Source organism: Endozoicomonas sp. SCSIO W0465 (assembly GCF_023716865.1).
In the GTDB taxonomy this organism is placed as follows: domain Bacteria; phylum Pseudomonadota; class Gammaproteobacteria; order Pseudomonadales; family Endozoicomonadaceae; genus Endozoicomonas.
Genome location: NZ_CP092417.1, coordinates 4,263,070 through 4,286,656, shown reverse-complemented (window position 1 = coordinate 4,286,656; position 23,587 = coordinate 4,263,070). Strand labels below are relative to the sequence as shown.

The following is a 23,587-nucleotide window of genomic DNA, read 5'->3' as shown; positions in this document are numbered from 1 at the left end:
GATGTGTTCTTGGGCAGCATGACAAACCAACGCTTTCAAGAGGTTTGAGGTTTCGGACAGACACTATCCAGGAATTGCTACACAATTTCGTCGCGCCCCTCGCAAACGGTCTGGTAATGGACTGTGGCTCCGTTTGGGTCAGCGGCATCCACCTCAGAAGTGAAGGTTTCCGGCCTTTCTGTTTCTGCTAGGAGGCTGTCCGGGAATAGCGCCCGTAGCGAGGATGGCAGAAAATTGAGGATAAAAATCCGGTTTTGTGAGGTGAATAGTGGTTCTATTTGCCGAACAAAACCGGATTTTTAGCCCAATTTTCTGCCATCGCAGTAGGGCAGTCTATTCTCGGATAGCCTCCTAGTATCCCCGCCAACTCCCCGGATTGTCCATCACGGGTAGCGTTCAGGAGCATGGTTTTCATTGCATTGCTAGCAATCAACAGGTTTAAGCACTCAGCATGACCGCCACGGGCAGCAGCGTACAGGGGCGTCCCGGCCGTCGTTATCATTCTCATTGACCTCAATGCCACCAGCGTCCCGTAACAACTCGACGGTCTCTGAGTGGCCGTTATAGTCCGCTAAATGGAGAGCCGTCGAGCCATTGTTTGTCTTTTTATTGACCTCAATGCCGTCGACAGCCAGTAGCAACTTGACAGTGTTTGAGTAGCCGTAATAGGCAGCTAAATGGAGAGCCGTTCGGCCATCGTTATCCTTCTCTTTGTTCTCGACGCCAGCGGCCAGTAACAACATGACAGTGTCTGTGCAGCCGCCATAGGCAGCTACATGGAGAGCCGTCGAGCCATTTTTTGTCTTCTCATTGACCTCAATGCCACCAGTGGCCAGTAACGCCTTGATGGTTTCTGTGTTGTCGTTGTGGGCAGCTATATGCAAGGGCGTAATACTTTTTTTACAGGTTTTGACGTTGATATCTGCACCCTTTGCCAGCAGCTTATTGAGGCACTCGGTTCCCACCTCCAGTTCGGCAGCCATATGAAGTGCTGTTCTACCGCACTTAGCAGCGATACGAATATCCGCTCCTGCGCCGAGCAGCCGATCCAGGTGCTCAGATCTGCCCCAAAGGGCAGCTATCATCAACGGTGTGACGCCGTCGTTATCGGCGATATCAATCACTTCCTTTTTGGCGATTAGTTCTTTCAGACACTCGGCGCCATTCTCTTTTTTGATGGTGTAGTGTTCGGGTGCTCTGCCATTGTCGTTAATTTCAGAGAAGTTTCTGCCCGTGTCAGCCCAGAGTTGACGAGCCTCGGCTACGCTGATTTTGGTGGCTACATGCAGGGCGGTTTCGCCGTTATTATTGGTGGTATTCAGATTCGTCCCCTCTCTAATCAGCTGTTTCAGGCATTCAACATGGCCGTTATATGCGGCCAAGTGTAGGGCGGTTTCCCCATTTTTATTGGCAGCATTAACATCCGCTCCAAGCTCAACCAGCCGTTTCAGACACTCCAAATGGCCGTTCTCGGCTGCCAAGTGCAGAGGTGTTGCTCTGTTGGTGCTGGATCGGACACGGGCGTTAATTTTCGCTCCCATTTCAAGCAGCCATTCCAGGCACTCCAAATGGCCGTTTTCGGCTGCCAAGTGCAACGGCATTTTGCCATCAGCTTGAACCAGATGAATTTTGGCTTTCGTATTCAACCTTTTTCTAAGCGTTTTGATAACCTTACAACCCGGTTCAAGCGGCAATTGCAGATCCGCCGTTTTTAATTTCCGATAATTTTTTATATTGCCAATGACTTTATCACAAAGTTCCTGCACACTGCCTTCACCATCGGGTATGGGTGTAAAACCGGATAGAATTTGCAAATGCTCATGGTTGCCATTGCTGGCGGCGATGTGCAGAGGCGTTTCACCAGTGGTTTTCAGTCGCTTATTGACATTCCCACCCGTGGCAATCAGGATCTTCAAGCAGTCAACCTTATCGCTTCGAGTGGCGATGTGCAGAGGCGTTTCACCAGTTTTTTTCAGTCGCTTATTGACACCAGCGATGCCCCAGTCTTCGTAAAGCTTAGGCACGTACCACTTAGGCACCAAACTACAAAAGCTCCCTGCCTTCCCGATTAATGCGATCAAGTCTTTAGGATCTCCTCCCGGGAAAGCGGTCAAAGCGGCAGCTTCCGACTTACGAAGTAATTTCATCAGGTCAGACAGGCAATCGGCCTTTTTGCCGATCAGTGCTTCCACACACTTAACATGACCACCAGAGGTAGCAATGTGCAAAGGCGTGCTACCATTCTCGTCCGTGGCATTGACATTTACACCATGGTCGATCAACCTTTTCAAGCGTTCAGGCTCGTTCTTTTTGGCAGCATCGAACAACATCCGAACCTGAGCAGCTGGCCGGAAGTGACTCTGCGGCGTAATATTATCAGCGGCTCCCCGCGTCGGGGCATCAAGCTCGGTCTGAGCGCCGGAAGAATTTGCGCCAGCAGGCAAGGCTTCGTGTGCTCTCCTGCCCGGTTCCCCCATCCGCCTTATCGGTTCATGACACAAATGACAACGGCGTTCCCCTAAATCACTTGAAACCCAACCGCTACCGCATGGGGAAATACACTCCAGGTGGAAAAAGTGACTGCCCGATCGGCAAATACCCATTGGTCGCCCCGGGTCAAGATCTGAACTATTGCAAATGACGCTGGATGGAGAAACTAAAGCGATATTGCTGCAAAGCATGTCATTCATCTGTCTTTCACCTCTCTGATCGGGATTTTTGCAATCTGATTTCAAAGGACGGATCAAGTGTTCAGGAGCATTAAAACGCCGCCAATTCAACACCAGATCAAGAACCTCAATCACCTTGGCTTGGTTGCCGCCATATATCGAGAGCTGAAGATAGCCGAATATTTCGATACGCACATAACCATTGATCCTGACGCGCGTAATGTCACTATTGGACTGATATGGTTAGCCTTTCACGGCAAACGCAGTTGTAGTACAAGGCGATCTGATTCACCCCACCGTACCCAATGGCCATGTGTACTGGGTTGAGGCCGGAGGCACCTTACCAGTCACCGATGATATGGCAAGACTTTTCCGGGCACTTTGCGCCTCTTCCCGCGTCTGGAAGTCCTCATGATGAATGAGTTCTGTCTTCAGAGTATGGAAGAAGCTTTCGGCCACTGCATTATCCCAGCAATTCCCTTTACGGCTCATGCTACATATAAGACCATTGTCCCTGAGCAACTATTGATAACGATCCGAGACATATTGGCTCCCCCGGTCGCTATGAACCAGCAGGCCTGCCAGCGGTCTACCCGTCATTCAGCACTCAATCTGAGAATTTCCCTGCACCGGCTAAAATGTAAAAAATTTTCAGAATGAACATGTCCAATGCATCCTCATCAGTTCCACATTCAACGTATCGATCATATGGGTTTGGTTGCCGGTATGTGCAAAGAACTCGGTATCTCTAATCATCTGGATTCCCTGGTTCCTAACCAATCTGAACACCGGAATATGCTGATGATGACGGAAAATCAGGCCGGTATTCCCGTTTTTATGAAAGCGTCCAGTGGCAACGTAAACGACAATGAAAACTTTAAAAAAGTCATCAGCAGCCATTTGAAATCCTACCGGGAAGCTCTGAATAATCGCTACCTGATTGGTGATGCAGCACTTTATACAACATATTGTCAAGCGGAACCTGTCATTACTGAGAAACCCTGCTATACCAAGGTAGGTCGTTCGGAGAAAGGCTCTAAACCGGACAGTATTGAATATTATGTGAGCGGATATCCTTGGGTATCCGTTGGCTGTCGCAAAGATGTAGAGTGTTCTCTGGGTTGCTTTGTGCTGGCGACGAATGATCTGGACGACAGTCGGCTGAGTACAGCAGAAGTGCTAAGTACTTACAAATCACAACAGTCAGTAGAGCGTGGCTTTCGGTTTTTGAAGAGACCGGAGTTTCTGGTTTCTTTGCTGTTTTGTAACTATTCAGCACTGAGCAAAGGCATATTACAGTAATTCCGAACAGCTCTATGAAGTGATTGATATATGTCCATTCCCTGTTTTCTGGCAGACGACAAATAGCTGCGAATCCGTGCAAACATAGAACCACCGTCTGCACTCCTGAAGCAGCCTGAGATTTTCTGCTTTAACTTGGCCATTCGAACATCCCGCTCACTGCCATTGTTATCGAAGGGAATGGTAAAATCTGACATGAAGCGCAGTGTCTCAGCCTTGAACTCAGTGAGTCGTTTGAAGAGATTGTAAGCTTTAGTATTCTTGACTTTCTTGCGCTTAAGCTCCTCTCGTTGCTTCTCCATATAGACGACTTCTTTCATTAGAGCCCGCTGAAGCAACCGGTCATAAATCTTCTCGATTCGTTCACAGACAACACTTGGCATCTGTAGCATACCTATGGTCTTAAAGCCCTTGCAGTAATGCCAGGAAAGCCTCAGTAGCTTCATCAATCGCAACGCCAGTTGATTGCTGTCCCTATCAACAACACCCAAAAGCTCCCTCAGGTGATGGGCATTGCAAAGTACGTGAGTTGCCGCATATGCAAAATAGGATTTCCAATGATCATGAACCAGAACGCCTGCAAATGTTAGCAGTATGCCCATCGTGTCCATGGCCTCACGACCTCGCTTTTCAGACAAGTAGTAGAGCGTCCATTGTTCATCCCGCATAACGTGTAGCCAGTGCAAAGAGCCCTCGGCCCGCATACCCGTTTCATCGGCTCCGGCAACAGACGATTCCCGCAAGGCGTCACGAATAACCTCTTCAGTAGAAGCCAGATTTTCATAGGTTCTGGCCACAAAATTGGCGACAGTGCCTGCACTTACACTCATTTTATAGAGAGTATTAAAATACTCTGACACGCGCTTAAAAGGCAGGAAATGGTATTGGTTAAGATAGACGGCCATAGCCTGTGTGGCTGAGCCATATTGTGCGGCAGCGGTAACACCTTCCGGGAATTCAGCCTGATTCCGACAACCACAAGTGCAGATTTTTACTTCAGCTCTATGGGCCGTTACTTCAAATTCACCCGGTCTCCCTGGTTCAAACACCTGTCGTTCAATATATTTGACCGGCTCACTATCAAGAAGAGACGCCTGACATTTATTGCATTCTTTAACCGGAAGGTACTCAATATAGTCAGGGATATCGACCTGTTTAAGACAAGTGCCCTGATGCCCTTTCTTTCCACCGGCTTTATTACCAGAAGACTGTCTCAGACTTTTAGGATTGGGTTTTTCATCCGATGGATCGGTACCTTTATCTGCGGAAAGGTCGTCAGAATGATCTGGAGAATTACTGTTTTTACAAGGTTTTTGATAACCATCAGACGATGGCGGCTTGCTGCTGTTTTGACTGTTCTTGCCAACCTTTTCTTCCAATTCTCGACATCGCTCTTCCAGACAGGCAACTCTCATCCGCAGCTCTGCATTCTCTTTCAAGAGAATCTCAGCCGACATAGTTGCGGGTAGTTCTGGAATCATGCTGGCGAATATTGTGGAAAAATGGTGCTTAAGAGGATGGTATAAAAATCAGAAAATTCCAGATTTATGTGGGGGTGCTGAACAGTTACGCTGTTTTTAAAGAAACCGGAACGAATAGAAGCCTTGCTGATGGTGATGACGCTGTGTCTGTTAGTGTATGCCGCGATTCAGCATCAAATTAGGTAGGCATGAGCTAAAACGACAGAGTCGGTTTTTCCCGGACATGAAGCGGAAACCCTGCCAAAACCCGACAGCGCGTTGGGTGTTTTTCTGCTTTCAGGGTATCAACGTGCTATTGGTCGATGGACATGAAAAGCATGTGGTTGGATTACAAGAAAGGCAGTTGACTATTATTTCAATTCTTGGGCGATCGTATCAGGAAATTTATTCCTGATACGGGTGCTGAATGACGGATTGATTGATTATGGGGCGCAATACTGGCAGGCATCACGGGAGCCTATAGCAATTTTTGACGACAACTCCTGGTAAGCGTGAATTCAGGGTAGTCTATAAGAGTGCACCCCGGGAGCTTGTCGGACTTAAGACGGCAGGCTACTGTACGGTTTCTTCCTTCATTTTGTCATGAAGTTTCTGGTAATAAGGCATCGCCTCTTTCATACCTTTCTCGCTGGTGTAGAGCGGTTCGTAGCCCAGGTCACGGTGCGCCTTATCAATACTGAAAAAATTATCGATTCCGATTCTTTCCAGAGCCAGTGTGGACTGTGGAGGTTCACCAATCTTAAACCACTGGTGCAGTTTCTCCCAGGTTGAGATCACCGTTTTTATCAGTTGATAGGGGACTCTTTTTTTCGGATAAGGGTGTCCCAGTTGTTCCACCAGAGGCCGTGAAAACTCCATCATATTGACGGGCTCACCATCATTGATGAAATAGGCCTGACCAGAGGCATTGCCATTTTTACTCAGCTGGGCAGCGGCAAGCAGTTTTCCATGAATCAGGTTGTGAACGTAAGCGTTATCGAGTCTTGCTTTTCCGTCACCGACCAGAGCCTTAAAGGAACCGTTGATCAGCTCTTTAATCAATAGTTTAAACATGGTCTGGTCGCCGGGGCCCCAGATTCCACTGGGGCGTATTGCGCAGGTATGCAGTCCGTTTTGGCCATTGGCTGCCAGCACCCGTTGTTCTGCTTTGGCTTTGGTTTCTGTATACAAATCCCTGAATTCGTCTACATATGGCAGGTCTTCATCGCCATTGGTAATGGGCTGGCCATTAATAACCACACTGTTGGAGCTGGTATAAACCAGTCGTTTAACTCCCTGAGTGAAGCAAGACTCAATAATATTCTGTGTGCCACCAAGATTGATGTCATAGGAGAGCTTTTTCACTTGCTGACTGACAACCTTGGTTGAACGAATGTCAATAACAGCAGCAGTATGAAAAACCGTATCAATTCCCTGACATATTTTGGTGACCCATGTTGTGTCACAGATATCTCCCTGTACCTTCTCCAGGTCAGGGTGCTCAAGGTCACACACTGCCAGGTCGAAGACCCTTACCCGATGCCCCCGGTTGAGAAGTTCCCTGGCAAGATTCTTACCCAGAAAGCCGGCATCGCCAGTGACCAGGACTTTACCAAGCGCCACAGCTTCAGGAAGTTTTTTTTCGATTGTCATAAGAGCAGTACACGGCTGTCATTATTATTGTTTAAGATGAAAATGAAGGGACCCCAATCGGTTAGTTGTTTGGGGAGAGTTCATTTCCAACTGATGGTTTTCGGGTCATTTTTGTCAATCCCGGCACGAGTCACATACCACATATGGATTACAGAGTTGACGAAAATCTGATTTGCTGTGGACGCATTTGCTGAAAACCAAACGGTTGCTGTGCAGCCAGGGCGCTTTATCGAACCGGAGTCGTTGGCCAAATGGAATACGTCCTGATATTGCTCAGGGCGTTTCTGTTCAGAGCTTCTGTTTTGTTACCTCAACCAACGCTGGAAAATGCTTTTCTTAAGAGCCACTGTCCATGGAGTGTCACTGCCTACTCTGGGTAAAGTCTGCCAAGCGGCTGATCTTTTTTTCCACCGGACTGTGTGTCTCTGATTTTTCTGCACACTGCCAGCAATGTGGCCAATTGCACTTCTTCAGCAGCCTCTCCGACTTGAGAACCATAAAGGCTGGCTGACAGTTGATTGCAGATTGAGTTCAGTTCCTCCGAGCCAAGTTGATTGAGGCAGTCTGTCAACGATGTCAATTTTGCATTGTCGATGTTGTTGGTGTTGTTTGTATTGTTTATATTGTTGCCGAGATATAGACGGCACCAGTTTTTCAATTCACCCAGCGCCAGGCGAACGTCTTGCTTCAGGCAGGCTGCTTCCAGTTGCCTGAATGCCTCTGCTTCAGAGGACGGTTCCCCGAGTTGATGGTGACCACCCGTTTTACTGACTCGTTGTTCAGTATTGGTTGTGGAATTTGATTTGAATCGCCAGAGTCCCAAAGTCGCTAGCCACAACAGAGCAAAAAATGCGGTTAAATACGGCCAGATTCTGGTAGATGTCGGTGGTGTTGTATCGGTGGCTGGTTCCGGACACTCTGCCGGCTTGTCTGTCGGTAATGTGGTCGGTGAGGCAACAACCGGTGGTGTTAAAGCATTAGCGTTTGGGTCTGCAATAACATCGATCTCTGTGGCAGGCAGTCTGGATGTTTTAATCTCACCACTTTCGGTATCAAACCAGGTGTATTCGATAGCAGGCAGCATGATTTTTCCGGGTCGTGTCGGGATCATGGCTATTGAGTCTGTGCGCTGCCCCCGGATGCCATTTGCCGTCTCACGATCTTCGGTACCGGATTTATCCGGGTAGCTGTTCACTCCCTTTGGCTGAGCCATCAGAATCGGTGGAAGTTGTGCGGCACTGAGACCGTCAGCATCGACGGTAATGGTTCGGGTAATGGCATCACCCACGGTTACGCGGTCCAGGGGCTGACTCCATTGCTCCTGAATCGATAGATTTCTCGCTGGTAACCAGGTGTCACCGGCAGGGTAACTTTCAGGCCTGGGCTTTACCTCGATTTGAATCTCCCTGGAGCGGGCCAGCACCGGTTTGCCGCCACTGGAAAAGATGCTGCCAAATGGGTCCCGGGGTTCTGCCGCCACACCGGTAAACGTCAGCGATGGTATGATCATTGCACCCACAGATTGGGGATGAATCGAGTACTTCAACTCAAAACCCCGGTAGCGAATACCATCAATGATGGTATCCAGTTTCCGGGTTTCCCCCAGCTGCTGAATCAGCGCATCGCTGATATCCATGGCACTCAGCCGGTTATCATCATACAGCTGGACGTTGAAGAGAATTTTCAGGGTGAAAATCAGCTCCTGCTGGACATAGATGCTGTCACTGCTGACATCGGCTTTCATCAGGATAGGGCCGGTATCACCTGTTGAGTCATCTGGTCTGTTATCACTGACGGTGACGGTTACCGGTTCGGATTGCAGGCCGCCCAATTGGATCGGTGGAATAACCAGTGTTCCCTGTTGTTTGGGAGCCAGGGTAACGATCCAGTCGCGGGTAAACTCCCTTTTGCCATTAATGATACTGGTCTGGCTCTGCTGTCGGGTCCCCAGTATGTCAAAGCTCCACTCCAGAGGTTTGAGATCTGGAGCATTACCGGAACTTTCATCCGTACGCAGTGTCAGCTCAAGAGTTTCATGGCTGGCCAATGAGGTTCTGTTAACGCTGGCGGTAAATGCGGCATGGGCCGTCATGGAAACCGCAAGACTGATCAATGTGGTCAATAGCAGGTGAAATGACTTACGGTTTACCATGATGCCTCCTCCTTTCTGTTTTGCTGTTGCGAAGAGCGTTGCTGCTGTAGGAACTTCCTGCGTAATAAACCACCCGGGTCATCTGGAATGGTTCTCAACCAGCTTTCAATCGCCTGCTGTTCGGGAGAAAGTGGCTGTTTATCCATTTCTTTATGCACTTCTTTATGCTCTTCTTTATGCAACGCGCTGGCTATTGTTTCCGAAGCCTCATCATCAGCATTATGTTTTTCTGTCTGAGCGGACTGTTGCGATGGGCTTGCGCTGGGTTCTTTTTCAGACGGTTCTGGTTGGGCCTGTTTCTGGCCTTGTTGCTGGCTCTGATCAACTGATGAGTTGTCCCGGGAGGGAGGGAGAGACGAGGGCTCCTGTTCTCTGGTGTTTTCACCGGCTTTCTCATTGTCTGAAGAAGCTTCATCACGGTTGTTGCTGGACTGGCTATTATCGCCCCGGGACGCTTGCTGGGTATCTTTACCTTGGTCGCTTTGTTCCTGGCTGTTATCTTGCTCCCTGTTGTTTCCCTGATTTTGCTGTGACTGCTGCTTTAACAGCTGGTCAACCAGATTACGATTGAATCTGGCATCGTCCATGTCCGGCTGCTGTGATAATGCCTGATCATAAGCGTCAATGGCTTCCTGAAGTTTGCTTGCTTTCGCCAGTGCATTCCCCCGGTTGTAATCTGTTATCGGATCTGCAGATGGACCATTCGGAATGTCCAGTGTTGATGCAGACTCATCAAACTGCTGGTTCTGGAACAATGCCTCCGCTTTCCAGGCCGGATCAGCGAAAAGGCTGGCTGCCAGCTCCGGATTACCTTCTTGAAGTGCCTTCTGTCCCTGCTGATCCCGTGTCTGCCACAGATCATCCCAGCTCAATGCCATGGCATCCTGAGTGACCGGCAGCAGGGCGATCATAATGAGCACTAACCAACCCCGGCGAAAGCCCAGCAGGGCGGCCGGTAATAGCAGCCATATCAGCCAGTAACCGGCATCGTGCCACTGATCAAACTCACGATCAGTGGTTATCTGTTCACTGAAGAGTTGATTTAGGTTGCCGGTTGGCAGAAGGGCTTGCAGGTCTGTATCGGCAATGGTCATGGTTTGGTATCGACCATCATTGGCCCGGGCCAGTGACTGCAGGCGAGGCTGTTCCAGCTGAGGTACGACAATGGCTCCCTGTTGATTTTTCAGATAACCACCATCAGGCAATGGAATCGGTGCTCCCTGTTCTGTTCCGACACCGAGAATGGATAGACGGATACCACTGTTCTGCAGCAAGCTTGAAATCTGCGCCACCTGTGCTTCGGTCATTGAGCCGGTAACCAGTAAAATATCACCTGATTCACTGCTGCCCTGAGTCAGGAGTTGTTTTGCCAGACGTACGGCTTCGACGGGGTTATTTCCCTGAACGGGCATGATCTCCGGGTCAAGTGCCTTGGTCAGGTTGTTCAAGGTGCGACTATCGTCTGTCAGAGGGGCAACGGTGTGGGCTGAACCGGCATAGGCAACAAGAGCGGAGAGCCCTTCACTGCGCTGGTCGAACAGGTCCTGAAGCTTGAATCGCATCCGGGTCAGGCGGTTGGGGGACAGGTCAGCCGCATACATGTGGTAGGAGAGATCAACGGCGACCACCCATGGCTGTTGTTGTTTACTGATGGGTACCGGCTGCTTCTGCCAGGCCGGGCCGGCAAGGGCGCAAGAGGTTATCACCCAGCCAGTGAGTAAAAGCATCAGCGGCCAGCGAGCCTGTCTCTGTTGCTCTCCTTCCAGTAACCAGGGAAGGAGCGCGGGGGCAATGACTCTGGACCAGCTGCCGTGATCCTGGCGTTGTCGCCAGAGCAGGCATACCAGGGTGATGCAGGGCAGGAGCATTAGCAGCCAGAGGGGTCTGAGAAAATGGAATTGCTGCAGGAACAAAGAGAAAAATTCAGTCATGGCGATTCCTCCCTTTGTCAGTTTTCCATGCACACAGAGTACCAGGTAAATAGATATTCATGATGGCCGGGATCAGGCTTAACAGCAGCGCCAGCCCCAATGGCCAGAAAAACAGGTTCCTGCTGGGGCGAAACAGTTCGTTTTCCTGGGCAACCGGCTCAAGCTGATCCAGCAGGGTGTAAATGTTATTCAGTTCTTCAATATTACGGGCCCGGAAATACTGACCGCCTGTCAGTCCTGCCATTTCCTGTAAAGTGTGCTCGTCCAGGTCGGCCGATGGATTAACCCGGCGTGAGCCAAAGAAACTGCGTTCGACCATCTCTTCAGCCCCCAGGCCAATGGCGTAGATTTTGATGCCTTCTTCTTTGGCGATCTGTGCGGCTTGTAATGGCGAAATTTCGCCAGCGGTGTTAGCGCCATCAGTCAGCAATATAAGTACACGGCTATCTTCAGGGCGTTTACGAAGATGTTTGACGGCAAGACCCAGGGCATCACCGATGGCGGTCTGGTTACCCGCCATACCAATCCCTGACTCGTTCATCAGTGTTCTGACTGTTTCACGGTCAAAGGTCAGCGGTGTTTGCAGATAGGCCCGGGTACCAAACAGGATAAGTCCAAGCCGGTCCCCTCGACGTCGCTCGATAAAATCATTCATCACCGCTTTGGTGGCGCTTAGCCGATCAACCTGACGGCCATTGAGCACCATATCATTGATCTCCATACTGCCTGACAGGTCAACGGCCATCATCAGATCCCGACCACTGTCCTGTACCTCAACGGGGTCTCCCAGCCAGACCGGTTTGCTGGCAGCGAAAAGCAGCAGAATCCAGATCAGGCCGGGCAGCAGGATTCGTTTGCCAGCAGGCGCCTTCGGTTCTGCGTTTTGCTCACCCATCATGGACGACAGTTTTCCGTAAAAAGGCGTATACAGCGCGGCATCATTACCGCTACTGGCGGGTTTGATAAATCGATAAACCAGCAGGGGTAAGGGCAGGGCAATCAGTATCCAGGGCCATTCAAGCTCAAGCATGGTGTTTCTTTATCCATCGCCGGGTGAGTTCGTACACGTTCTCTGGCATCTTGTCGGGAGAACCATCGGGGGGCATTAGCGGTATCTCCGGATGATAACGGTCGTTATTGAATGCACTGTGGTGAAGGAATTCGGGGATGTCCCCGGTATTCGCCAGAAACTGGCTCCAGGCGTCCCCGGTCAGCCCGGCAACCTGGGCCCTGGGAAACGCATGCAGGGCTACCCGCTTTAACAGTTCATTGGACTCATTGGCCAGTCTGTGCAGTGACTGATGAACCTGGTAGTCAGCCAGAATTTGTCTGGCCTGATGCAGCGCCTCTGAGCGGTAACGGTTTTTCTGCCATCGACGCCGGATAGAGACAGTAACCAGAACCAGCAGAGCAATAACGATAACCGCCACAAGCCACCAGCCCATGGCCGGTGGCCACAATCCAACAGGGTCCGGAAGATGGTTTGGGCGGAGCTGGTCCAGAGGGTTTTGCTGGTCCATGATTAAGTCCCCTTCGCAGCCGTAAGCTCTACACAGGTTTCAACCACCAATACTTTCAGGTGCTGATGTATTTTCACTGAGGCAGCTCCCTGTTGTTGGTATTGTTGTTGGTATTGCTGTTGGTATTGTTGTTGGTATTGTTGTTGGTATTGCTGTTGGTCCTGACACCATACAATCCCAGTAATTGCTGTGCGGAGGGTGAAGCACAATTAATCTCCAGCAGCGGGATACGATATCGTGAAAGCATCTGCTTCAGCTGTTCCTGATGCCGGAGGAAGTGCTGATGGAACTGCTGGCGAAGCTGAGGGTGGCCGGTGTTCACCCACAGAGTGTGCATACCATCGGTTATCCGGTATTGATCCGGATTGGGCAGATGCTGCTCCAGCGGGTCATTCACCTTGATGGCCATCAGTTCATTGTGGCGGGCAAGTTGAGCCAGGTGTTGCCCGGACTCTTCGTTCACATGATTAAAATCGCTGATCAGGAATATCTGGGTGCCGGGATGAGCCACTCGCCGGGTGTGCCGGAGGGTTCTGGCCAGACCATTTTCCGCATCCATACCGGATATGGAGGCCAGGCGGAGCTTCCGGTTCATCTGCTCAGTCTGGTTCAGCCAGTGCATGAGTGTTTTTCTGGAGCGTTTTGGCCGTGTTTCCAGTAACTCATGTTCATTGAAAATAACACCGCCGATCCGGTCACCATGGCTAAGGGTCGCCCAGGCAATCAGCGCAGCGATTTCTGCCGCAGTGACGGATTTGAAGTTCAATTGACTGCCAAAGAACATGGCGTGGCTCTGGTCGAGCAAAATCATTACCGGCCGCTCCCGCTCCTCCTGAAACACTTTGGTGTGCGGCTTCATTCTCCGGGCAGTGACCCGCCAGTCGATGGAGCGGATATCATCACCGAACTGATAAGCCCTGACTTCTTCAAAGTCGATGCCACGGCCCTTGAAGGGGGAACGGGCGTTACCCAGCATCTGCCGCAGGCTCCGTCCTCGGCGAAACAGGGGCAGGTCCTTTGCCTGCAAGCGCAGATTGACCAGACTCTGTAATGTACAGTAGGCTCCACTCATGGATCTTCTCTAATTGCGCTTCTTACTAATAGCTGTTCTAACCAATAGCTCTTCCTGCCATACAGTTCCGAATTCGCTCAGGCGACGGGAACCATTTGTAACAACTGGTTGATGACCTGGTCTGCGTCCTTACCTTCGGCTTCTGCCTCAAAGGTCAGCAGCAGGCGGTGGCGCAGCACGTCTTGAGCGATGGCCTGGACATCATCAGGGCTGACATAATCACGGCCATGGAGCCAGGCATAGGCACGGGCGCAGCGATCAAGGGCAATGGTACCCCTGGGGCTTGCCCCATAATCAAGCCATCCTGAGAGCTGATTACTGTAAAGTTCAGGGTGGCGACTGGCATTAATCAGCTGAACAATGTATTCCTCAACAGGCGGTTCCATGTGCACAGCCAGAACTTCGTGGCGGGCCTGCAGAATGTCTTCCTGCCCAAGCAGGGACTGTGGGCGTTCAACCGCTGTCTGCATGGCTTCTCCCCTGGCCAGTTTCAAAATCGCCCGCTCTGCTGCAACATCGGGATAGCCGACCCGGACGTGCATGATAAAGCGATCCAGCTGGGCTTCCGGCAATGGGTAAGTGCCTTCCTGTTCAATGGGGTTCTGGGTGGCCATGACCATAAAGACATCAGGCAGTGGATAGGTTTTCTGGCCAACACTGACCTGACGCTCGGCCATGGCTTCCAGGAGCGAAGACTGAACTTTGGCCGGTGCGCGGTTGATCTCGTCAGCAAGAATCAGGTTGTGAAATATCGGGCCGGGCTGAAACCGGAAACTGCCATCTTCCGGTAGATAGATGTCGGTACCGGTGACATCGGCAGGCAGCAGGTCAGGGGTAAACTGGATGCGGTGAAAATCGGCATCCAGACCATCCGACAGTGCTTTAACTGCTCTTGTCTTGGCCAGGCCGGGCGCACCTTCAACCAGCAGGTGCCCGTCAGCCAGAAGAGTGATCAACAGGCGGTTAACCAGATGTTCCTGACCAATAATGGTGTTGCAGAGGTAGTTTTTGAGCTGACTGAATTGGGTAAAACAGTGGCTTGATGACATTTTTTCAACCTGGGATTGTCTGCGTCGATCAAGGGAGTGCGTAAGTCACCGGAAAGAGTCGACCCTGCATGAGCTAACGACTTCTGCATGAGCTAACGACTTCTGCATGAGCTAACGACTTCTGCATGAGCTAACGACTTAAAGTACTTAACCCAAAGTACTTAACCCAAAAGGGTTGGCAGCACCCTGATGTTTAGCTGTAAGTGACGGGCACACCCCACTTTACGTTTCGGAGATTCTACAGGCCATTTCACTGATTGATAACCCCCGCTTCCGAGTCTTGGCAAATGCTTTACGGTTATAGGCGCTATTTTTGACAGCACCGTTCAATATAGATTCGCCGGAGCCGATGGTCTAGTACATGGATTTCAAAACAGATAACTATTCACAGTGGAGATGCCAGGGATGGGGGCGTTAAACAGTCAGGAACGTGAAGAAACGCTGGATAAACTGATTAGCGATTTGGCTACCCATCTTCCGGAAGATCAGCTGGATAGCTTTCATGAGTTTGTCTATCGATACTACTCACTGGATACCCATCAGGATCTGGTTTCAGGTAACTGGCAGGAACTGCTGGGAGCTACCCACTCATTCTGGAAGTTTATTCAATACCATAATCCGGAGCAGCCGCGCATTGAGGTCATCAATCCGGAATATAACATGCATGGCTGGCATTCAACCCACACCGTCATACGCATTCTCCACCGGGACATGCCGTTTGTCGTAGACTCCATCCGGATGAAACTGAACGAGTATGGTTCAACCATTCATTTGTTGCGCAATGGGGTGCTGTACTCCCGACGTGCCGAAGATATGACCCTGCAGTTCGGGGATGAACCCGGGAAGGGGGAGTTTATTAGCCAGGAGGCCTTTGTTTATCTTGAAATTGACCGTTGTGAGGACCAGGGCGAACTGGACCAGCTGAAAATCCAGTTGAACGCGGTTCTGAGGGATGTCAGTCGTGTTGTGGATGACTTTGATGAAATGACCGGGCGGGTGAAACGGCTGGCGGCAATAACAGGGCAGCTGGGGGAAGGACAGTCAGGGGCTTTGCCGGGAGGTTTGCTGAAAAAGGACGATGAAGTTCAGGATTTTCTGGAATGGCTGCTGGATGACAATTTCACGTTCCTGGGTTATGAAGAACTGATTGTCACCGAGTATGAAGGCAGCCGTCGGCTGAGAAGACCGTCGGAGTCATTGTTTGGACTATTGAAGCCAGTCAGGGAGGGTCAGCCCGGTCAGCTGTCACTGGAACCCTTTATTGAACATGACCTGTTTGAGCTGACCGAGCGGCTCTCTTTCTCCAAAGCCTCTGTCCGCTCCAGTGTTCACCGGCCAGCCTACCCTGATTTTATCACCGTACGACGCTTTGATGACCAGGGGGAGATTGTTGGTGAGGCGCGCATTGTTGGTCTCTACACCTCTCCGGTGTATCGCAAGACGCCCTATGCCATTCCATATATCCGTAACAAGGTGTCGGCGATCATTCAACGCTCTGGCCTGGACCCCAAAAGCCATCATGGCAAAGATCTGGTACAGATACTGGAGATTTTCCCGAGGGATGAACTCTTTCAGACCCGTCAGGACGAGCTTTTTCAGACCGCGATGTCAATTCTGCGCATGCAGGAACGTAAACAGATCAAAGTCTTTATCCGCCAGGACCCATACGGGCCTTTCTGTTCGGCTCTGGTCTATGTGCCAAGGGATATCTACAGTACCCGCTTCCGCCAGCGGGTGGAAAACATTCTCTGTCATCGTCTGGAGGCAGAAGACAGCGAGTTTACCACGTATTTTTCTGAATCAATCCTGGCCAGAGTTCATTTTGTGTTCAAGTTGAAAGGTCGGATTGATTACCATCTGGACGTGATTACCCGGGAGATTGTTCTCGCTGGATCGTCATGGAAGGATGAACTCAGGGAAGAGGTTCTGGAAACGTTTGGAGAGGTGCGGGGGAATAAACTGCTGGCAAGGTTCTCCGATGGTTTCAGTGCTGCTTATCAGGAAGCGTTCAAACCTCAGTCTGCGGTCACGGATATTCGCCATTTTGCCGAAATGGACAATGACCGACCACTGTCCATGGGATTTTACCGGTCACTGGAGGATGCTGCCGGGCTGGTTCATCTGAAACTCTACCATTTTATCGAGCCTTTGCCGTTAGCGGACCAGATTCCAATTATTGAAAACCTGGGCCTGCGTGTGCTCGGTGAGTACCCCTATCTGATTCACACCACTTCCGGTGAGACCATCTGGATTCATGACTTTCAATTAAGCTTCGATTCACGAATTAACATCGATCTGCAGAAAGTGGGGCCGACCTTCCGGGAAGCGTTTGGAAAAATCTGGTTTGGCGAGGCGGAAAATGACCGGTTTAACCGACTGGTATTATCCGCCGGCCTGAGTTGGCGGCAGGTGGCCATGCTGCGGGCCTATGCACGTTATATGAAGCAGATTCGTGTCGGTTTCAGTCAGACTTACATTGCTGAAACCTTGTGCAATAACATTGAAATTGCCCGGCTATTGGTGGCGTTGTTTGAGGTTCGCTTCAATCCCTTGCTGGAGCTATCCATAACACAGCGTCTGGCCCGTCAGCAGCACATTCAGCAGCAAATTCTCCATGGGCTTGATCAGGTGGAAGTGTTGAGTGAAGACAAGCTCATCCGGTGTTACCAGGATGTGATCAAGGCAACACAGCGAACCAACTTTTATCAGCAGAATGACGAAGGGAGTACCAAGTCGTATATCTCACTGAAAATGGCGGCGAGGGAGATACCCGACATTCCCAGGCCGGTGCCACTGTATGAAATCTTTGTCTACTCGCCCATTGTTGAAGGTGTCCACCTCAGAGGTGGCAAGGTAGCACGTGGCGGTTTGCGCTGGTCTGACCGGGTTGAAGATTTCAGAACGGAGATTCTTGGGTTGGTCAAGGCCCAGCAGGTTAAAAATGCCCTTATTGTTCCGGTAGGTGCCAAAGGTGGTTTTGTCCCCAAGCAGTTACCGGTTAATGGTACCCGGGAAGCGATAATGGCAGAGGGGGTACGTTGTTATAAAACCTTTATCAGGGGGCTGCTGGATATTACGGATAATCTGGTGGATGGGAACGTGGTTCATCCGGATGGCGTGGTGATGTATGACGACAGCGACAGTTATCTGGTGGTGGCCGCTGATAAAGGAACGGCAACGTTTTCCGACATCGCTAACGGGATTGCCAGGGATTATAACTTCTGGCTGGGGGATGCCTTTGCCTCTGGCGGCAGTGTCGGCTACGACCACAAGAAGATGGGGATTACCGCCAGAGGTGCCTGGGTTTCGGTTCAGAGACACTTCCGGGAAAAAGGTATTCATGTCCAGCAGGATGTGATCTCTGCCATCGGTATTGGCGATATGGCAGGTGATGTTTTTGGCAATGGTATGCTGTGTTCCGAAACCATTGCTTTAGTGGGGGCGTTTAATCACCTGCATATTTTTGTCGATCCCAACCCCGATGTTTATCAGAGTTTTGCCGAACGGCGTCGCCTGTTTGAATTGCCCCGTTCCAACTGGACAGACTACAACACCAGCCTGATTTCTGAAGGTGGCGGGGTTTTTTTACGTCAGGCAAAGTCAATTGCCATCAGTCCTGAAATGAAGCAGCGTTTTGGCATTACCGCCAATCACCTGCCACCCAATGAGTTGATTCGCTGTATGCTGCGGGCCCCGGTTGACCTGTTATGGAATGGCGGTATCGGTACCTACATCAAGTCAATGAACGAAACCCATAGTGACGTGGGGGATAAGGCCAATGACCCATTGAGAATTAATGGTTGTGAAGTGCAGGCCAGTGTGGTCGGAGAAGGGGGGAATCTTGGGCTGAGTCAGCTTGGCCGGATGGAATATGCACTTAAGGGCGGTGGGTTGAATACCGACTTTATCGATAATTCCGGGGGGGTTGACTGTTCTGATCACGAGGTCAATATCAAGATTCTTTTGAATGATATGGTCGCCAATGGTGACATGACCATTAAACAGCGAAATCAGCTGCTGGAAAGCATGACCGATGAAGTAGCAGCCCTGGTATTGACCAATAACTATCGTCAGACACAGGCTATTTCAGTGGTTGAATCGGATGTTGCCACAAGAATGGGCGAGTATCGTCGTTTCATGGAACACCTTGATGAGCAGGGTAAGCTGGATAGAACCATCGAGTTCCTGCCAGATAATGAAACGATGGCAGAACGCGCCGCTAGTGGCCAGGGGTTAACCCGGCCTGAATTGTCGCTGCTAGTGTCATACAGTAAGGCAGACCTGAAAGAAGCATTGCTGAATTCGACGGTGATTGATGATCCATACCTTACCCGGGAGCTGTACAGTGCTTTTCCACAGATTCTGGTAGACAGGTTCCCGGAAGAGATCAGACGACATCGTCTGCGCAAAGAGATCATCTCCACCCAGATCGCCAACCATTTGATTGATATGATGGGGATCACCTTTGTTTATCGACTGCAGCTGACAACGGGGGCTTCATCTGCCGAGATCGCCCGTGCCTTCAGTGCCAGTCGTGATATTTTTGATGTATCCCGTTACTGGATGATGATTGAGCAACTGGATCATAAAGTGCCCAGCTCACTGCAATACAAGATGATGGGTGCATTGATCAAACTGGTGCGGCGAACAACCCGTTGGTTTATCCGCCTGAAGCGTCAGGACCTGATACCCGCCGAATGTGTTGAACATTATGGACCCAGGGTTGAGAAATTCCTGTCTTGTTTTACGGAAACGCTCGGTGAAGAAGAAAAAGCCCGGTTAGACAAGACCATTGACAGTATGGTCGCGCAAGGTGTTCCACCGGATCTGGCTCTGGTGGTTGCCGGACAGCGTTATCTGTTAAGTGCGCTGCCGGTAATCAGGGCAGCCGATGAAACCGGGGTTCCCCTGGAGGTAGCCGTCAGAACTTTCTTTGCCATTGGCTCTCGCCTGGAACTGAACTGGTATGGTCATGCCCTGTCGCAACTGGAGGTGACTAACCACTGGCAATCTCTGGCACGGGACAGCGCCAGGGATGAGCTGAACTGGCAGCAGCGTAACTTGTCTAAAGGCCTGATTAATATGGCCCAGGATGGCGTCCCCATTGAGCAAACCATCGATAAATGGATAATGGATAATCATGCCCTGGTTGCTCGTTGGCAAAGTATGCTGGCGGATATACGCAGTGCCCCGCAGGCAGATCTGGCCATGTTTGCTGTTGCCAATCGTGAGTTAATGGACCTGGCTCAGGTTAGCATGCATGGTAGCAATTGATGAAAAATTAAGGTAAGTAGTTGGGGAACTGCATCTACCCCTAATTTCACCCGTTCGGGATGTTTAAATCACCGGCGATAAGGTCATGGGCAACAGATGTTCAACACTGACACCTTTGGCCTGATGGTGGATTTTGGTGACTTCAGGATCTGCCCCCAACCCTTTTAAACAATTTTGATCCGGGTCTTTGATCCTGGTCGTTGATGTTGAGCTCTTGCTCAATCTCTGATCTCAAGGCGTTTAATTCCTCTTCTCGCCTTACCCTTATGGCTTTTAGTTCCTCTGCTCTCTCGTCCAGTGCTTTTATCCTGTTTTGTATCTCTTTAACTCTCGATTGACAGCGCTCAAGATTTTCCTGAAGTCGGTGTTCTCCTCCAGAAGTTGATTGATCCGCAGCCTCAATGGCCTTCTCTGCCTCCACCAACGCTTTAAAGGCATTACCATGAGCTACATTGAGTTCCATAGAACTCATTTCATGCAGTTCCTTCTCGCGAAAATAAGGATAATTTAGTAACTCTTCGGCCGTTGGTCGCTTATCAGGATCAAGTTCAAAACACGCTAGCAAAACTTCTTTACACTCTTGCGAAATTCTTGGGTTATGCTCGATGTAATTAATAGTCCGTCGGTATGCTTCTTCATCAAATTTAGCGAATAAAGTTAACTTGCACTCGGGTTTTAGCATACAAAGGTATCTATGCATTATCGGCACTTCACTTAATTTACTCGCCTTGCACATTACAGGACTATGTCCGGTTTCCATTTCAAGCATTACCATACCCATGGCCCAGATGTCTAATTTCTGAGTGGCTGTTTTTTTACCAAAGGCCTCTGGCGAACAGTATCTTGGTGTTAAAGATAAGGTTTTAAATTCTGTTTTACTATTAACTTGGCCTTTTGATTGGATAGCAAGACCAAAGTCAATAAGAGATACTTCACCACGACTATTAATTGCGATATTTCCCGGCTTAATGTCTGAGTGCAAAATTCCTTTGCTATGAATTTTTTGCAAACATTGCATCGCCTGTTTGCTAATGCTGTGTCTTTGGTTGGCAGGAATTATCTTAGAACCCAATCCATAAGCATCGCTGTCATTCCCGGAAGGTAATAGCTTGTCTAAGCTAGCGCCTTTGTCGTGCATCACGACACAATTCTTTTTATACCAGGGTGTGAATCCAAACTCACCAGCAGCTCTTAGACACTTTGCTTCTTTTATTTTAAATGAGGTTATCCACTTGTTAATTTTTACTGCATAAACACGAGATAATTTTTTTCTTCCCTGATCATTCACCCAGTCTTTTTTTGGAAATATCGTTGCCATAAAAACTCGGCCAAACCCTCCTTCCCCAATAGACTTTTTAACGTTTTTCAGTTTCTTGATTACAAGATCTTTGTATTTGAATGGCAACAATTGTCCTGATTCCTCAGGAACTAAATCTTTAGCTCTTGTTAATATCCGAGGCTGGGTGACTTCCTGAGCATTTCCCCGGTCTCTGGAATAGTCGGTAGCAGATTGAATTGTTGGATTTTTATTGTGGCTTACAGAAAGTCCTCCAGGTTTAGCACCTGAGCCATGCCGGGTTTCATTCTGGTCGAATGGAGATGGAACCTTAACATGTCTTGTTAAAAATGAACCAATATCAGGTTGGTCAGCAGTATTGCATGATCGTAACTGTTCAGCACCCCCACATAAATCTGGAATTTTCTGATTTTTATACCATCCTCTTAAGCACCATTTTTCCACAATATTCGCCAGCATGATTCCAGAACTACCCGCAACTATGTCGGCTGAGATTCTCTTGAAAGAGAATGCAGAGCTGCGGATGAGAGTTGCCTGTCTGGAAGAGCGATGTCGAGAATTGGAAGAAAAGGTTGGCAAGAACAGTCAAAACAGCAGCAAGCCGCCATCGTCTGATGGTTATCAAAAACCTTGTAAAAACAGTAATTCTCCAGATCATTCTGACGACCTTTCCGCAGATAAAGGTACCGATCCATCGGATGAAAAACCCAATCCTAAAAGTCTGAGACAGTCTTCTGGTAATAAAGCCGGTGGAAAGAAAGGGCATCAGGGCACTTGTCTTAAACAGGTCGATATCCCTGACTATATTGAGTACCTTCCGGTTAAAGAATGCAATAAATGTCAGGCGTCTCTTCTTGATAGTGAGCCGGTCAAATATATTGAACGACAGGTGTTTGAACCAGGGAGACCGGGTGAATTTGAAGTAACGGCCCATAGAGCTGAAGTAAAAATCTGCACTTGTGGTTGTCGGAATCAGGCTGAATTCCCGGAAGGTGTTACCGCTGCCGCACAATATGGCTCAGCCACACAGGCTATGGCCGTCTATCTTAACCAATACCATTTCCTGCCTTTTAAGCGCGTGTCAGAGTATTTTAATACTCTCTATAAAATGAGTGTAAGTGCAGGCACTGTCGCCAATTTTGTGGCCAGAACCTATGAAAATCTGGCTTCTACTGAAGAGGTTATTCGTGACGCCTTGCGGGAATCGTCTGTTGCCGGAGCCGATGAAACGGGTATGCGGGCCGAGGGCTCTTTGCACTGGCTACACGTTATGCGGGATGAACAATGGACGCTCTACTACTTGTCTGAAAAGCGAGGTCGTGAGGCCATGGACACGATGGGCATACTGCTAACATTTGCAGGCGTTCTGGTTCATGATCATTGGAAATCCTATTTTGCATATGCGGCAACTCACGTACTTTGCAATGCCCATCACCTGAGGGAGCTTTTGGGTGTTGTTGATAGGGACAGCAATCAACTGGCGTTGCGATTGATGAAGCTACTGAGGCTTTCCTGGCATTACTGCAAGGGCTTTAAGACCATAGGTATGCTACAGATGCCAAGTGTTGTCTGTGAACGAATCGAGAAGATTTATGACCGGTTGCTTCAGCGGGCTCTAATGAAAGAAGTCGTCTATATGGAGAAGCAACGAGAGGAGCTTAAGCGCAAGAAAGTCAAGAATACTAAAGCTTACAATCTCTTCAAACGACTCACTGAGTTCAAGGCTGAGACACTGCGCTTCATGTCAGATTTTACCATTCCCTTCGATAACAATGGCAGTGAGCGGGATGTTCGAATGGCCAAGTTAAAGCAGAAAATCTCAGGCTGCTTCAGGAGTGCAGACGGTGGTTCTATGTTTGCACGGATTCGCAGCTATTTGTCGTCTGCCAGAAAACAGGGAATGGACATATATCAATCACTTCATAGAGCTGTTCGGAATTACTGTAATATGCCTTTGCTCAGTGCTGAATAGTTACGCATGATCTTTTATATCCGTCCGAATAAGGCTTACTGATCAACCTTGGTATATTCATACAAAAATTCCTTGTCATTTATTCAGTGGATTGGACCAGGTACCAATAAATATTGATTCTGAAATACATGCTAGCGTAAGAAAACAGCATAAAAAATAATACGTTAGTATGAAAATCTTTGATATGAACTGAGGTGTAATCCCAGTACCATAAGGCACTGAAGGGCATAAAGGTG

At 49.5% G+C, this 23,587-nt stretch carries 14 protein-coding genes and 1 pseudogene; 4 read left to right on the top strand and 11 right to left on the bottom strand.

Features of this window, described 5'->3' with window-relative positions; translation table 11 throughout:
- Nucleotides 1-446: 446 nt before the first annotated feature.
- Nucleotides 447-2,864 carry an ankyrin repeat domain-containing protein gene (locus tag MJO57_RS19305; RefSeq protein WP_252018002.1) on the bottom strand — a complete coding sequence of 806 codons (2,418 nt, stop codon included), beginning with the start codon at nt 2,862-2,864 and terminating at the stop codon, nt 447-449.
- Between MJO57_RS19305 and MJO57_RS33365 the strand changes: the two genes are divergently transcribed.
- The gene (locus MJO57_RS33365; RefSeq protein ID WP_371924647.1) at nt 2,748-2,996 is read left to right on the top strand and encodes a DUF4277 domain-containing protein; all 249 of its coding nucleotides are present in this window, start codon (nt 2,748-2,750) and stop codon (nt 2,994-2,996) included. The genes MJO57_RS19305 and MJO57_RS33365 overlap by 117 nt on opposite strands.
- On the opposite strand, the pseudogene MJO57_RS19300 reads toward MJO57_RS33365, so the two are convergent.
- Nucleotides 2,958-3,260, bottom strand: a pseudogene (locus tag MJO57_RS19300) (integrase core domain-containing protein); the annotation flags it as partial. The gene MJO57_RS33365 and the pseudogene MJO57_RS19300 sit on opposite strands and share 39 nt — an antisense overlap.
- A gap of 78 nt (nt 3,261-3,338) precedes the next feature.
- Here MJO57_RS19300 and MJO57_RS19295 point away from each other — a divergent pair.
- Nucleotides 3,339-3,971 (top strand): DUF4277 domain-containing protein, encoded by a 633-nt coding sequence (locus MJO57_RS19295; protein WP_252018000.1) that lies wholly within the window; start codon nt 3,339-3,341, stop codon nt 3,969-3,971.
- On the opposite strand, the gene MJO57_RS19290 is transcribed toward MJO57_RS19295, so the two are convergent.
- The 8 genes from MJO57_RS19290 to MJO57_RS19255 form a co-directional block, all read right to left on the bottom strand.
- The gene (locus tag MJO57_RS19290) at nt 3,938-5,452 is read right to left on the bottom strand and encodes an IS66 family transposase (RefSeq protein WP_252017330.1); all 1,515 of its coding nucleotides are present in this window, start codon (nt 5,450-5,452) and stop codon (nt 3,938-3,940) included. The genes MJO57_RS19295 and MJO57_RS19290 overlap by 34 nt on opposite strands.
- A 552-nt stretch (nt 5,453-6,004) precedes the next feature.
- Nucleotides 6,005-7,084 (bottom strand): NAD-dependent epimerase/dehydratase family protein, encoded by a 1,080-nt coding sequence (locus MJO57_RS19285; RefSeq protein ID WP_252017999.1) that lies wholly within the window; start codon nt 7,082-7,084, stop codon nt 6,005-6,007.
- A 367-nt stretch (nt 7,085-7,451) separates the two neighbouring features.
- Nucleotides 7,452-9,236 (bottom strand): BatD family protein, encoded by a 1,785-nt coding sequence (locus tag MJO57_RS19280; protein WP_252017997.1) that lies wholly within the window; start codon nt 9,234-9,236, stop codon nt 7,452-7,454.
- Complete coding sequence (locus tag MJO57_RS19275; RefSeq protein ID WP_252017995.1) at nt 9,230-11,167, bottom strand: VWA domain-containing protein; 1,938 nt, start codon at nt 11,165-11,167, stop codon at nt 9,230-9,232. Before MJO57_RS19275 ends, MJO57_RS19280 begins: the two co-directional genes overlap by 7 nt.
- Nucleotides 11,160-12,197: a VWA domain-containing protein gene (locus tag MJO57_RS19270; RefSeq protein WP_252017993.1), complete on the bottom strand. Its 1,038-nt coding sequence runs from the start codon at nt 12,195-12,197 to the stop codon at nt 11,160-11,162. Before MJO57_RS19270 ends, MJO57_RS19275 begins: the two co-directional genes overlap by 8 nt.
- Nucleotides 12,190-12,687 carry a DUF4381 domain-containing protein gene (locus MJO57_RS19265; protein ID WP_252017991.1) on the bottom strand — a complete coding sequence of 166 codons (498 nt, stop codon included), beginning with the start codon at nt 12,685-12,687 and terminating at the stop codon, nt 12,190-12,192. Before MJO57_RS19265 ends, MJO57_RS19270 begins: the two co-directional genes overlap by 8 nt.
- 73 nt (nt 12,688-12,760) lie before the next feature.
- Nucleotides 12,761-13,663, bottom strand: a complete 903-nt coding sequence (locus tag MJO57_RS19260; RefSeq protein WP_252017989.1) for a DUF58 domain-containing protein — start codon at nt 13,661-13,663, stop codon at nt 12,761-12,763.
- Nucleotides 13,664-13,836: 173 nt separating this feature from the next.
- Nucleotides 13,837-14,808 (bottom strand): MoxR family ATPase, encoded by a 972-nt coding sequence (locus MJO57_RS19255; protein ID WP_252017987.1) that lies wholly within the window; start codon nt 14,806-14,808, stop codon nt 13,837-13,839.
- Nucleotides 14,809-15,213: 405 nt separating this feature from the next.
- Between MJO57_RS19255 and MJO57_RS19250 the strand changes: the two genes are divergently transcribed.
- Nucleotides 15,214-20,082, top strand: coding sequence for an NAD-glutamate dehydrogenase (locus MJO57_RS19250; RefSeq protein ID WP_252017985.1), 4,869 nt, complete (start codon nt 15,214-15,216; stop codon nt 20,080-20,082).
- A 142-nt stretch (nt 20,083-20,224) separates the two neighbouring features.
- Here the strand turns inward: MJO57_RS19250 and MJO57_RS19245 are convergent, their stop codons facing one another.
- Nucleotides 20,225-21,838: a protein kinase gene (locus MJO57_RS19245; protein WP_252017983.1), complete on the bottom strand. Its 1,614-nt coding sequence runs from the start codon at nt 21,836-21,838 to the stop codon at nt 20,225-20,227.
- Here MJO57_RS19245 and MJO57_RS19240 point away from each other — a divergent pair.
- Nucleotides 21,837-23,351, top strand: a complete 1,515-nt coding sequence (locus tag MJO57_RS19240; RefSeq protein ID WP_252017330.1) for an IS66 family transposase — start codon at nt 21,837-21,839, stop codon at nt 23,349-23,351. The genes MJO57_RS19245 and MJO57_RS19240 overlap by 2 nt on opposite strands.
- Nucleotides 23,352-23,587: the final 236 nt, after the last annotated feature.

Coding starts and splice junctions, on each gene's coding strand:
- MJO57_RS19295 (WP_252018000.1), top strand. CDS start 3,339: ATGCATCCTCATCAGTTCCACATTCAACGTATCGATCATATGGGTTTG.
- MJO57_RS19290 (WP_252017330.1), bottom strand. CDS start 5,452: ATGATTCCAGAACTACCCGCAACTATGTCGGCTGAGATTCTCTTGAAA.
- MJO57_RS19285 (WP_252017999.1), bottom strand. CDS start 7,084: ATGACAATCGAAAAAAAACTTCCTGAAGCTGTGGCGCTTGGTAAAGTC.
- MJO57_RS19280 (WP_252017997.1), bottom strand. CDS start 9,236: ATGGTAAACCGTAAGTCATTTCACCTGCTATTGACCACATTGATCAGT.
- MJO57_RS19275 (WP_252017995.1), bottom strand. CDS start 11,167: ATGACTGAATTTTTCTCTTTGTTCCTGCAGCAATTCCATTTTCTCAGA.
- MJO57_RS19270 (WP_252017993.1), bottom strand. CDS start 12,197: ATGCTTGAGCTTGAATGGCCCTGGATACTGATTGCCCTGCCCTTACCC.
- MJO57_RS19265 (WP_252017991.1), bottom strand. CDS start 12,687: ATGGACCAGCAAAACCCTCTGGACCAGCTCCGCCCAAACCATCTTCCG.
- MJO57_RS19260 (WP_252017989.1), bottom strand. CDS start 13,663: ATGCTGGGTAACGCCCGTTCCCCCTTCAAGGGCCGTGGCATCGACTTT.
- MJO57_RS19255 (WP_252017987.1), bottom strand. CDS start 14,808: ATGTCATCAAGCCACTGTTTTACCCAATTCAGTCAGCTCAAAAACTAC.
- MJO57_RS19250 (WP_252017985.1), top strand. CDS start 15,214: ATGGGGGCGTTAAACAGTCAGGAACGTGAAGAAACGCTGGATAAACTG.
- MJO57_RS19240 (WP_252017330.1), top strand. CDS start 21,837: ATGATTCCAGAACTACCCGCAACTATGTCGGCTGAGATTCTCTTGAAA.
- MJO57_RS19245 (WP_252017983.1), bottom strand. CDS start 21,838: ATGCTGGCGAATATTGTGGAAAAATGGTGCTTAAGAGGATGGTATAAA.